This is a genomic window from Neokomagataea thailandica NBRC 106555 (genome assembly GCF_001598495.1).
GTDB classification, from domain to species: Bacteria; Pseudomonadota; Alphaproteobacteria; order Acetobacterales; family Acetobacteraceae; genus Gluconobacter; species Gluconobacter thailandicus_A.
Genome location: NZ_BCZB01000008.1, coordinates 99,870 through 112,649, shown reverse-complemented (window position 1 = coordinate 112,649; position 12,780 = coordinate 99,870). Strand labels below are relative to the sequence as shown.

The 12,780-nt window shown below is 56.9% G+C and carries 10 protein-coding genes; 5 read left to right on the top strand and 5 right to left on the bottom strand.

Going from position 1 to position 12,780, the window contains the following annotated elements; genetic code table 11:
- From NTH01S_RS04135 to NTH01S_RS04125, 3 genes are all read right to left on the bottom strand, one after another.
- A partial coding sequence (locus tag NTH01S_RS04135; RefSeq protein ID WP_245642143.1) for an ABC transporter permease occupies positions 1-1,016 on the bottom strand: 1,016 nt, incomplete at its 3' end.
- Between the two features lie 42 nt (positions 1,017-1,058).
- Positions 1,059-2,291, bottom strand: a complete 1,233-nt coding sequence (locus NTH01S_RS04130; RefSeq protein WP_068169826.1) for a CCA tRNA nucleotidyltransferase — start codon at positions 2,289-2,291, stop codon at positions 1,059-1,061.
- 61 nt (positions 2,292-2,352) lie between these two features.
- On the bottom strand, positions 2,353-2,880 hold the full coding sequence (locus NTH01S_RS04125) for a DUF1285 domain-containing protein (protein ID WP_084366957.1): 528 nt from the start codon (positions 2,878-2,880) through the stop codon (positions 2,353-2,355).
- Positions 2,881-3,055: 175 nt separating this feature from the next.
- Here NTH01S_RS04125 and NTH01S_RS04120 point away from each other — a divergent pair, with 175 nt between their 5' ends.
- From NTH01S_RS04120 to NTH01S_RS04100, 5 genes are all read left to right on the top strand, one after another.
- Positions 3,056-4,072 carry an AAA family ATPase gene (locus tag NTH01S_RS04120; protein WP_068169884.1) on the top strand — a complete coding sequence of 339 codons (1,017 nt, stop codon included), beginning with the start codon at positions 3,056-3,058 and terminating at the stop codon, positions 4,070-4,072.
- A gap of 21 nt (positions 4,073-4,093) precedes the next feature.
- Positions 4,094-5,071, top strand: a complete 978-nt coding sequence (locus tag NTH01S_RS04115) for a DUF58 domain-containing protein (protein ID WP_245642141.1) — start codon at positions 4,094-4,096, stop codon at positions 5,069-5,071.
- Positions 5,068-7,830, top strand: a complete 2,763-nt coding sequence (locus NTH01S_RS04110) for a DUF4159 domain-containing protein (RefSeq protein ID WP_068169822.1) — start codon at positions 5,068-5,070, stop codon at positions 7,828-7,830. The genes NTH01S_RS04115 and NTH01S_RS04110 overlap by 4 nt, the downstream gene beginning before the upstream one ends.
- 8 nt (positions 7,831-7,838) lie before the next feature.
- A complete protein-coding gene (locus NTH01S_RS04105; RefSeq protein WP_068169878.1) occupies positions 7,839-9,881 on the top strand; it encodes a hypothetical protein in 2,043 nt (680 codons plus the stop codon).
- Positions 9,882-9,953: 72 nt separating this feature from the next.
- On the top strand, positions 9,954-10,580 hold the full coding sequence (locus tag NTH01S_RS04100; protein ID WP_068169875.1) for an ankyrin repeat domain-containing protein: 627 nt from the start codon (positions 9,954-9,956) through the stop codon (positions 10,578-10,580).
- Between the two features lie 352 nt (positions 10,581-10,932).
- On the opposite strand, the gene NTH01S_RS04095 is transcribed toward NTH01S_RS04100, so the two are convergent.
- Together NTH01S_RS04095 and NTH01S_RS04090 are read right to left on the bottom strand one after the other, a co-directional pair.
- Entirely contained in the window at positions 10,933-12,030 is a 1,098-nt protein-coding gene (locus NTH01S_RS04095; RefSeq protein ID WP_068169820.1) for a site-specific DNA-methyltransferase, read from the bottom strand.
- The gene (locus NTH01S_RS04090; RefSeq protein WP_068169817.1) at positions 12,027-12,674 is read right to left on the bottom strand and encodes a ribonuclease HII; all 648 of its coding nucleotides are present in this window, start codon (positions 12,672-12,674) and stop codon (positions 12,027-12,029) included. The genes NTH01S_RS04095 and NTH01S_RS04090 overlap by 4 nt, the downstream gene beginning before the upstream one ends.
- Positions 12,675-12,780: the final 106 nt, after the last annotated feature.

Here is a 12,780-nt window from a genome sequence, read left to right as displayed (position 1 = left end):
AGGACAGACAGCGCATTCACACGCTCAGACACAGCCGGTGGCTCATCAATCACCGCAAAGGTCCGCGCCAACCCTGCCAGCCCTTCCTGCAAAGCCGTATTGAGCGACCCTAAAGCACGAATAGGCCGCGCCGCCGTCAATAATGCCGTAATAAACGCTGTAAAATCGCCCAGCGTGGCTCCGCCCATCGCCGCGCGCCACCCAGCAAAACCAAGCACCACAGCAACCGCCGTATCACCCAGCACTTCCAACACTGGATCAACACGTGCACGGCCCTTAGCAATCTGCAAAAACGCCATATGTAACAAGGAGAGAGACTGATCCACTCGCGCTTGTTCACGCTCTTCCATGCGGTAAATCCGCACCTGACGCGCCAAAGCAAAGCTCTCATTCAGCAAGGCAGACGTCGCGCCGATTTGCTCTTGCATCCCGCCCGATGCCCGACGGATGCGCTTACCTAGCTTCTGAATCGGAACCACAGCAATAGGGTACAAAACCAACGCAATCAGGCTTAATTCCCAGTCTGCCCAGATCATCGCCGCGACCAAACCCACGACGGTCACACCATCACCCAGCGCATTCACGGCACGCACCATCGCTTCACGAATAGAAATTGCATCCGTCGTAAAGCGTGTTGCCCATTGTGCGGGAGCATCACGTTCAATACGCGCAATATCCGTCTGCAAAGTATGCGCGAACATCCGCGCCTGAAGGCCACGAATAACGGTCAAAATTAAACTCTGTACCGCCACCGTCTGCCCGTACTGGGAGGCCGCTTTCAGACCTGTGACCAACACCACCAGCGCGGGAACTTGGTACAAGATGCGCGGGTCATGTGCCGCGAACATATCCACCGCACGCTTAATGACCACCGGATACAAGGCCGTCAGCCCTGCCATCAAAACCGTCAACACCAAAACCGCACAGATCTGCCGTTTATGGTGCCGCATTTCATCCCGCCAAATGCGGCGAATTAAAAGCTGACTATTCGTATCAAGCGCTGATTTTGCATTCATAAGCGCCTATTTAGCAGGCCTTGGCCAAAGGGTGAAATCGCTTCACGCCTTCGTGCGCAAATAAACCAAACACGCATCCCGATCCGGACGACATCCCTGCTCCAGCCACCACGCCTGACCAGTACGTAGCCACACCCCCATACTCGGCCCCGGTTCAATCCCAGCCTCACGCGCATCCCGCCCAGAAAGTGGGAAAACCGGTTGAGGCATATCCGCCAAACGCTTCCGTAACCCATCCCACTCCGCCGAAACTGAGCCCAGACACTGCGCTTGCAGCAGCCAACTCCGCTCCAGCAAAACTGTCATATCTTGGACAAAACGCGCACGACGCACAGCATCATCATCCATTGTTGGCAGCAGATCAGGTGACGATTCGCCCAAGAGCTTGAGGTGCTCTTTCTCCGCATTGGAGAGCTTGAGGTGTCGGGCCAAGACTTCGCTCCACTCCCCGCATAAAGCACGCAAGCGCAACAACGCCTGTGCTGGCGCACCACTCCTCAACAAGCCCTCTAAACAGGTAACGCCCGTCAACACGTCAAAGCCAGCACCCTCCGCAGGGCCACACTGTGCCCATACCCCGGCCTCATGCATCAGACGAATAATCCGCACCACCTCTGGCCCTGCCATAATACGCAGCAACTCAGACGCAACACGCTCAACGGACAAAGACGCAACCAAAGAAGCTCGTTCCGTAATAGCCGTCAGAGCCGCATGATCGGGCACCCCCGCACCATATCGGGCTTCAAAACGAAAGAACCGCAGGGCGCGCAAAGCATCCTCTTCAATACGCTGCCCTGCATCCCCCACAAACCGCACACGCCCGGCGGTTAGATCTTCCTGTCCGCCAAAATAATCATGCAAACAATCATGTTGGTCGAGCGACATCGCATTGATCGTAAAGTCACGCCGCGCGGCATCCTCCGCCCAATCAGACGTCCATTCGACAACAGCATGCCGCCCATCCGTCTGTGCATCGCGCCGCAACGTCGTGATTTCATACGGCACACGGCTCACAACTGCCGTTACAGTTCCATGCTCAAGCCCTGTTGGTACAACACGAATACCTGCCTGCTTCAAAATCCGCAGGACAACATCAGGAGCTTCTGGTGCAGCAAGGTCAAAATCATGCAGCGCCCGCCCGCACAATAAGTCCCTGACACACCCACCAACCAAACGCGCCTCTGGCAGAACGGACCAAATCCGCGCCAAGCCATCCCGCCCCGTATCCTGCGGTAATGCCGATAATAACCCCGCCGCTTCCCGCTTTGTTGTCACCACGCACCACCTCGCTGTGTTGTACTCACGTGCTTCATACACACGCTTCTATACGTTCCGGTCAGGAACGCGATAATGGGAAAAATTGATCCCGGCTCCAAACACCAAGACATGACTGCCCATTCACATGCCCCGGCACTGCCAAAGCGGCCAACTCAAAATAGACAGACCTGCTAATCCGCGCCTGCAAAGGATACGCGCCTTCACCATCACGCACATGGACATAAGGCACAGCCGCACATTCCGCCGTAGGCCGGTCCCAATCACACGTAATGGGGTGTTCTGGCCCAATACAGATCACTTCATCCATATTCGTGCGCATGCATAATGTCTGTTGCCGCCCACAACACCCTTTGAAATCAAGCTGCGTGATGATGAAGGGAGCGTCTTCCACCTCAATCACCCCTTCCTCCATCGGATTGCGCAGTATGTACTGGCCCTCTGCATCCCGTACCAACATTGAGGCGAACAAACACACCATCGCCTTACGCGTCACGGGGGAACCACGGTAAAGCCACGCCCCATCCCGACGGATCAAAAACGGTAAACGCCGCACATGCGCTCCCTGCGGAGCATTTTCTGACGTCATACACCCCAACTCAGCAGCAACCGGATGCTCAAAACTGCCGTTTCCGTTCAATTTTTCCTCCGATCATCCTTAAAAAATTCTCTCTAACCCCAACTTGGGTACAATCGAGCCTTGATGAAACCCCCACACCTGTCACACTAGCGAGATGCGCGAACAGAACGATGTCCCCTCTGCAATGAACGTCTCTTCTCACACGGCGACTACGCCGGATACCGCCCACATCTCCCAATACGCTGAAGCATTGGCACCACGCCTTGCTGCAACACAAGCAGCGATTGGTGACATTGTCCTCGGTCAAGAGGCGGTCATTGAGCAGGTGCTCATCACGATCCTCTCCGGTGGTCACGCCCTTTTGATGGGTGCGCCCGGCCTCGGCAAGACCCTTTTGGTCAATACGACCTCACGCGTCCTGAGCTTGGACGCCAGCCGCATCCAATTCACCCCCGATCTCATGCCTTCTGACATTACCGGGGCAGAGGTTTTGGAACAGGATGCAGAGGGACGGCGTAACTTCCGCTTCCTCCCCGGCCCCATCTTCGGGCAATTAGTCCTCGCGGATGAAATCAACCGCGCCAGCCCCCGTACCCAATCTGCCCTGCTGCAAGCCATGGCAGAACACCGCGTCACACAAGCGGGCAAAGATTACCCGCTCCCCAAGCCGTTCCACGTCCTCGCCACACAAAACCCCATTGAACAAGAAGGCACATACCCTCTGCCCGAAGCACAGCTTGACCGCTTCATGCTCCGCATCACACTGGACTATCCCCCACGCGAGGCTGAGCGCCAAATGCTGCTCCAGACAACGGGCAGCACACCGAAAGAAGCACAGCCACTTCTCTCACAAGCTGACCTCATCGCGGCCCAAAGACTTGTCCGCCAACTCCCCGTCGGTGAACGCATTGTGGATGCTATTCTCGCCTTAACACGCAGCCTTCGCCCAGAAGACGCCGCGGCCAACACAGATATCCGCAACGCCATCGCATACGGCCCCGGCCCACGCGCAGCACAAGCTCTCATGATTGCCACCCGCGCACGCGCCCTCCTGACCGGTCGCCTGTCCCCCAGCCTCGATGACATTGCAGCCTTGGCAGAGCCCATCTTAGCCCATCGTATTGGCCTCGATTTCAGTGCCCGTGCACGCGGTACAGACGTCAACGCCCTCATCCGCCGCCAAGTTGAAACGGTTCTCTAAAACGCAACGCCAGATCATATCGTGACGCAACCGCCCCCCTCCCGCTTTAGCCTGTCCGCTCTGCGCCAACAGTTCAGTCGCATCATGCGCGCGCCTCATATTCAGACAGCGCGCGCAACGCCCCAGACTGGCCAGCACGCACACGCCGATGACAGCGCACAAACAGCATTAGAAGCCTTGCTTCTGGCAGCGCTAAACCTCGCCCAAAGTTTAGACGCTGGCCAGCACGGCCGCAGGCGGAGCGGAGCAGGCGATAATTTCTGGCAGTTCCGTCCCTACCACCAAGGGGAACCCGCATCCGCTATTGACTGGCGGCAATCGGCCCGCAGCACAACGGATAATACTTTTTGGGTCCGTGAGCGTGAACAGGATACCCCCCATCATCTCGCCCTATGGTGTGACCCTTCCGCCTCAATGGCTTGGCGCTCACATCCAACACTCCCCACCAAGGCCGAGCGCGCACATCTTTGCGCCCTTGCCCTTGCAGGTGCCGCCCTCAAAGGCGGAGAGCGCGTTACACCCCTCACGGGACATGCAACTGGCCGCAGTTACTCCAGCCATACGGCTCTCCCACATATTGCAAGCACACTCCTCACCACCACACCCCAAAGCACATTGCCAGACGTACACACAGCCCCACATGGTGCCGCACTCCTCATTATAAGTGACTTCCTATGGGACGAAACACAGTTCAAACACTGGTGTGACGAGCACGCCCACTCCGCAGGACGCCTTGCTTTCCTCTGCATTCTGGACCCGGCTGAACAGCACCTTCAAGAACAAGGCCGCATCCGCTTTGAGAGCCTAGAAGGCGGCTCCCTTACTTTGCCCGCGCTTGAAAGCCTCAGCCATACTTACCACCACATGATGACCGCCCATCTTACCACGCTACAACACCACGCCACCGCTCTACGCGCACCATTCATCCTGCATAAAACAGATGAAAACCCTCTCCCCGCGCTCCTTGCTCTCCACTCAGCCCTTGAGGGCAGACCATGATTTTCCTCGCCCCGGCGCTCTTCCTTGGCCTTCTCGCACTCCCTGCGCTGTGGTGGCTCATCCGCGCCACCCCACCCGCACCACGTCTACAGCGCTTTCCATCACTCATGATTTTGGAACGCTTACACCCCAACCATCAGGATGCCGCCCGCTCTCCATTATGGCTTTTTCTACTGCGTCTTTTCGCCGTCGCACTCATCATCTTCGGACTAGCGCGCCCAATTCTTCCCGGCCATCCTCCACTCAAAAACACACAAGACTTAACCATTATTCTCGATGATGGCTGGACTTCAGCGCCCCATTGGGCTGCCCGAATCAACGCAGCAGAAGCCGCAGGCAGCACAGCCCTCCTACACCACCACCGCGTGACATTTTTACGCTCAGCCCCAACAGAAGACGGCTTTTTACCTCAGCCTTTTCATCCACACACCACACAAGAATGGAGCGACATGCTCCACCACCTTCAACCACAACCTTGGCCGATTGACCGGGCCGCACTGATCACGCGCCTCAACGCACAGCCACACCCAACCGAAAACCTTTTATTCATTTCAGACGGCATCGCCACAGAACATGACCGCGCCCTTCTGCACAGCATCCCATCCTATGCCACACAGTCAGACCTCCGATGGCCCTTATGTGACATCGCCCTTCTCACAATCCACAACACCGCAGACCACACACACCACGCCTCCATCCTTCAGCCCCAAAGCTGTACCCCGCACACACTCACGCTCCACGCGGTGAGCCAGCAAGGCGGCACACTCACCAGCGTCACACTCCCCTCCCAAACAGACACCGCACTGCCCATTGCCCCGGCACTCCGCCGCCAATTAGATCACTTCACCCTTGAGGGCGATTATGGCTTAGCGGGCCAGTATTACTTGGGCGATACCGGTCACCGCCGCCCCGTTGGCGTACTCCCCACACCGGGAGACGCGACACCCCTCACCGGCTCTGCCTTTTTCCTCAACCAAGCTTTGGATAGCGTGGCCGAGCGCCATAGCGTGCCCAGCACGGCTCTCACCACCACGCCATTATCCGTCTTAATCGCCACGGATGGTGCCTTAAGCGGGGACAGCACGCGTGAACATGTTTTGGCATGGGTCAAGCAAGGCGGCACACTCATTCGCTTTGCTGGCCCCGGACTTGCCGCACAACCCCCTGCTCAAAGCCCCGACCAAAACAACGGCGACACGACTGGCAACACAACAGATCCACTCATTGCCGTTCCTCTCATGAATGGCCTCCGCCAACTTGGCGGCCCTATGTCATGGGGCAAACCCCAAGAGCTGGCTGAATTTTCATCCAAATCCCCTTTTTATGGGCTGCCAATCCCCACGGATGTGACTGTAACCAAACAAGTCCTCGCCCAACCAACAGACGATCTCAACAACCATGTCTGGGCCGCCCTCAAAGACGGAACACCACTCGTTACCGCCCATAATTATGGGAATGGCGAAATCATCCTGTTTCACATCACCGCATCACCAGACTGGTCCAACCTCCCCCTCTCGGGACTGTTCCCCTCCATGCTTGAACGCCTCATCGCCCGCTCCGCCGGCATCCCTCAGGCGGAGACAGGCACACTCCCCTTATGGCGGGCCTTCGATGATCAAGGATCACTCATCACCCCGCCACCCGCCGCACAACCTCTCACCATGGCCACCATTGCAAACACCTCCGTGACCATTCATCACCCAGCCGGCCTCTATGGTCCCATTCACGGAACACATGCCCTCAATTTAGGAGATAACGCGCCTCCACTCAGCGCCGCACCACTCTTCGGCACCCCCATCACACCCGATGGCCTCCAACGCCACACATCCCTTACCCCCTTCGCACTCCTTGCCGGGCTTGGTGTGCTCATCATCGATATGCTGCTCTCACTATACCGCCGGGGCTTACTCCGCCGCCGCACCGCTTTATTGGTCCTCACGCTCTGTTCAATAACGGCTATCCCGGCACAGGCCGATGACGCGGCCGCAAGCTCCAACGCCCCCGCAGGCGCGCTACAAACCCACCTCGCTTATATCGAAACGGGCAACCCCGAGATTGATAATGTCTCCCGCATGGGCCTTCAGGGATTATCAGATTACACCAGCACCCGCAGTTCGGCCTTACTCGGCGCCCCCATTGGTGTCCAACCCGGACGCGATGACCTCGCCTTTTATCCCTTGCTCTACTGGCCCATCACCACGGATCTTCAAACAGACCCAACCCGCACCAAAGCACTCAATAGCTTTATGGAGCATGGCGGAATCCTGCTCATGGATGAACTCGGCGCAGGCACAGACCTTGACCCCGGCCACAGCAATGCCATCCGTGCCGCACTCAAACGCGCCACGGACGGCCTGATGGTTCCGCCCCTCGCCAAACTGAACGACCAACACGTCTTGAGCCATACGTTTTACCTCATGCACGGCACCTATCCGGGGCGCATCGCAGGGCAGCCCGTTTACGTTGCGCAGACCGGCGATGAAGCGAATGACGGCGTCTCCCCAGTCATCATCGGGAATGCTGGCTGGGCCTATGCATGGGCCATCGACAACACCGGAAACCACCCCTACGCCACCATCCCCGGCGGCGATGACCAACGCACTATCGCCTATCGCTTCGGCCTCAACATGATCGTCTATGCCCTCACCGGCAGCTACAAAAGCGATCAAGCTCATTACCCCGAAATGCTGCACCGCCTCGGCTCAAACGTCCCCCCCAATAATCCGTCAGACGATACAGACGGAGATGATACCCCATGACTATGGATATGAGCATCAGCTTCTCCCCCCTTCTGCCAACCAGCCTTTTACTAGCCCTCACCGCCTGCACATTCTGCATCACGCTTTGGGGCATCATCGGCCGATTACGCGGTATTTTTTGGCGCGGCCTCGCTGTTCTGGTGCTTCTCTTATGGAGTGCAACGCCACAAATTGAGCACCTCACACCACATCCCACCGCAGAAGACGCCCTTCTTATCGTGGACCACTCCCCCTCCATGGCCATTGGGGAACGAAACACTCTGGCGCAGAATGCCGCGCAACATCTCCAAAACGATGCAGCCACACTCCCGAACCTGACGCTGCACCGTATTGACGTCACAGGCGATGGCCATAACGGCACGCGGCTCTTCCAAGCCCTTCAACAAACCGACATTCCTAGCGCGCACTTTGCCGGCGCTCTCATGGTGACGGATGGTATGGACCACGACGTCCCCACAACACTCCCTGAGCGCTTCAAAGATTCTTCTGGCCACACTCTACCGCTTCACGTGCTCCTCACAGGTAAAGGCGAAGAAACAGACCGTCGCCTGCGTATTCTCAGCGCCCCTCCCTTTGCGATTATTGGGCAAAATGCCACCATACGCGTTGAGGTTGATGACCTCGGCACAACGCACAACACCAGCACCTCACTCACCATCCATATGGGAGACGCCCCTCCCAAAACCCAAACCATCCAAACCGGCACCCCACAAGACATCACCTTCCCGATCCAGCGCGCTGGTGAAACACTCATCGCCCTCTCCACCCCACCACTCGATGGTGAAGCCTCAACAGCCAATAATAGTGATGTTGTGCGCATCCGTGGCGTCCGAGACCGGCTGCGCGTGCTGCTTGTCTCCGGCGTACCTAATCAAAGCGAGCGTGTCTGGCGGCGCTTACTCAAAGCAGACCCGTCCGTGGACCTTGTCCACTTCACCATCCTGCGTTCTCCCACGAGTGATGATAACACCCCACTCTCCGACCTTGCTCTGATCCCCTTTCCCATCAAGGAATTGTTCCAAGACAAGATCAACAGCTTTGACCTGATCATTCTAGACAGCTTCTCCAACACACATATCCTGCCAGAGCGCTACATCACGAACATTGCCAATTACGTTCGCCATGGCGGTGGCCTCCTCATCACTGCTGGCCCTGAATTTGTACAAACGGGCACACTTCAAGATTCACCCCTCTCCCAAATTCTCCCAGCCCATGTCCCCGATAACGGCCTACTCACGGGAGCATTCAAAGCCAGCTTAGCCCCCCTCGGGCACCTCCACCCCGTAACCGAAGGGCTCACTCCCAATTGGGGCCCATGGTATCGCGCCCTCCACGCAGACGAGACCCATGGCGAAGACCTGATGAACGGTCCAAACGGTACGCCCCTCTTACTGCTCGATCATGTGGATCAAGGCCGCGTAGCGCTGCTCCTCTCAGATCAACTCTGGCTCTGGTCCCGCAATGAAGGCGGTGGCGGCCCACAAGCCGAACTCCTCCGCCGCCTTGCCCATTGGCTCATGAAAGAGCCAGAACTCGAAGAGAATCGCCTGACCGCACATATTGAAGGTCATGACCTCTTTGTTGAACGCCGCTCCATCGGCCAACCCAGTGTATCCTCACAAGCCATGGTCACGCCCCCCAATGGCCAGAGCTTCCCACTCCCCATGACAGAGACGGACCATGTCTGGCGCGGCCATACCCCCATGACCGGCAGTGGCATCTGGACCATTCACCAAGATGGCCTCACCGCTTTTGCCAGCCCTGCGCAAAATGACAGCCTCGAACTCCGAGACTTACGCACCACAGCCGAAAAAATTGGCCCACTCTCCCGCATAACCGGCGGTACAACACATTGGCTCGGACAAAACATTCCCACGCTGAGCCTTACCCCTACGCATAATTACGATTCGGATTCAAACACCATCCGCCTACCGCAACGCATGGAAGCAAATACCGAAACCGCCCAACACAAAGCACTTTTCCCAGACTGGGCCATTCTCCCGCTCTTCCTGCTATGCCTCGGACTCGGTTGGTGGCGTGAAGGACGTTAAGAACACATGAAAGACACGCTTTACTACACAGGAAGACTCGCACAGAGCCGTGAGCTAGCCTATAATCACAGCATGCGTGCTTTGAACCGTTTTTCCCGTCTGTTGCTCGTCGCCTGCTTGGCCACGACACCTGCTCTTCTCGTGCCATTGCATTCTGCCCACGCGCAGGACGCTGATGAAGCTGAGGCACAGCAAGAAGCGGAAGATTCTGCCAAAAAGGCGGAGGCCCGTAAGGCTGCCAAACGCGCAGCGCCCCCCTCCGCCCTTCCCGGTGCTGATGGCGCTGACGAAGATGCTGGCCACGCCCGTGTGGATGTGAACCCAACCACAGCCCTCTTTGACGCCATCAATCGTGGCTCTCTCAATGCGGCCAAAGAAGCACTGAACCGTGGTGCCGATATGGGCGGCCATAACGTCCTTAATCAAACACCACTCGATATGGCGATTGACCTCAACCGCAACGACATCATGTTCCTGCTTCTCTCCATGCGCACCTATAACCCCGATGGTCGCATCAGCACGAACCTGTCCGATAGCGGCATAGATGATAGCTCAGGCACACCACATATGACGATTGGCGGCACAGCCACCATGACCCGTCCTAACGCCAAGGCTAAAGCTCAACCTGCATCACCTTATGATACGCGTGGCGGCACACCTGACACATCCATAGGCTTCTTAGGCTTTGGCCACCGCTAAAATATAAGCCTGTACCTTACAACGCTCTCTTGAGGTGGGTACAGGCACTGCATTTTCTCCGTTTGCTCCCATTAAGGGAGATCAAACATGCCCTGCTTCAGCGCTTCTCATCAAAAATGACGCAACAGCGCAAGGCAAAATGCACGCGCTTACAGATACGATAAGCGCATATGCAAACAATGCCGTCGCATCGCTATACCATCCAGAAAAATCATGCCGCATCGGAACGACAGCTCTCATCGCCCCGTCACGTCCGGCCCAAAAAACCTTTAAGAACAGGGCGGTCCCACATCGGCGCAGCCCATCAGCATGATACCGTGCGCCTGCTGCATAACAGCGGGCTGCACATTATTTACCCCGCCGCTGCGCGCAGCATCGCACTTTCTTGGCGCAATAGATCCAACTGTTCCCACTGGCCGTCACGTTCAAAATACCAGAACGTCCAACCGTTACAGGACGGCGCCCCCGTTAACGCAGCCCCCAATTTATGGATTGAGCCGCGCTGATTCCCCGAAACCAGCGTACCATCTGGTGCAACCGTTGCCGTTAAACGCTGCTGCCGATCATGCAGAACCGTTCCCGCAGGCAGCACACCTGTTTCCACAAAACTACCAAACGGCACACGCGGCATATCGCGCTTGGCAGGCGTCACGGCCAAATGCTCAGACGCCAACGGCACTTCACGCTCCGCACGCTCACGCGCGGCTTTTACATAATCAGGATGACGCTCAATGCCGATGTAACGACGCCCAAGACGCTTGGCTACAGCAGGCGTCGTCCCACTACCACAAAACGGGTCTAGAACCGTATCGCCCGAATTCGTGGATGCCACGAGCACACGGTGCAACAAGCTCTCAGGCTTTTGCGTAGGGTGAAGCTTCAAACCATGCTCATTCTTCAGGCGCTCATGCCCCGTGCAAATCGGCAAATACCAGTCAGAACGCATTTGCAAATCATCATTTAACGCCTTCATCGCCTGATAATTAAAGCGATAGCGGCTCTGCGGACTACGCGCCGCCCAGATCAACGTCTCATGCGCATTTGTAAAACGGCGGCCCCGGAAATTCGGCATCGGGTTGGACTTACGCCACACAATATCGTTCAAAATCCAGAAGCCCAGATCCTGCAAAATAGCGCCCAGGCGAAAGATGTTATGATACGAGCCGATCACCCAGATCGTCCCATCCTTATGCATCACCCGGCGAGCTTCACTCAACCATTCGCGCGTGAACTGATCATAAGCCCCATAATCTGAGAATTTGTCCCAAGCATCATCCACGCCATCCACCACGGTTTCATCCGGGCGGCGCAGCTCACCACGCAGTTGCAGATTATATGGCGGGTCCGCAAAAATGCAGTCAACACTGCCATCCGCCAAGCCGCGCATCGTTTCAACGCACTCACCACGGATGATTTCATCCACAGGACGTCCTTCTGGGCTCTTATTCATGCTGCGACTTCCCCTGCTTTACCTGAAATCATGTGTGAGGCCTCAATCATGGCCCTTATTGGTGCAAAACCCCGCCGATGGTGCGGTGTCACGCCGTATTCTCTTAATCCTGCCTTATGGACCACAGTGCCGTAGCCGGCATTACGCTCCCAGCCATAGACGCTGTAGCGATCCGCCAAACGCACCATCAACCGGTCCCGCACCACCTTCGCAAGAATGGACGCCGCCGCAATCGACAGGCTGATACCATCCCCCCCCACAACCATTTTCACAGGGCAAGGCATGTCTGGCGCGTACTTACCATCGACCAATGCGAGATCCGGCATGCGCCCTAAACGCTCCACCGCACGCCGCATCGCCAAATGGCACGCATTCGAAATGTTGATGTTTTCGATTTCCGTCACCGAGGCCGCGCCAACTCCGTACGTCACCTGAGGCGAAGAACACAGAGCGGCATAAGCCGCATCACGGCGGCGCGCTGTCAGCTTCTTTGAATCATCCAAGAGCTGGCAGAGCGCTTCAGGGGGCGCACCCCGAAAAATAACAGCCGCAGCAACAACCGGACCCGCCAAAGGCCCACGACCGACTTCGTCAACCCCAGCGACGACGCCTCCATGGGCAGCTTCTAGCAAATAATCCGGCATTCTCGTGTCGCGCCCCTTCATCAAATACGTGCGAATCGAGAATCGTTTTGAATCATGCCGAATCGAAAGGAAAGTGAAAATTTCGCTTTCGATGATTTTTTAATGA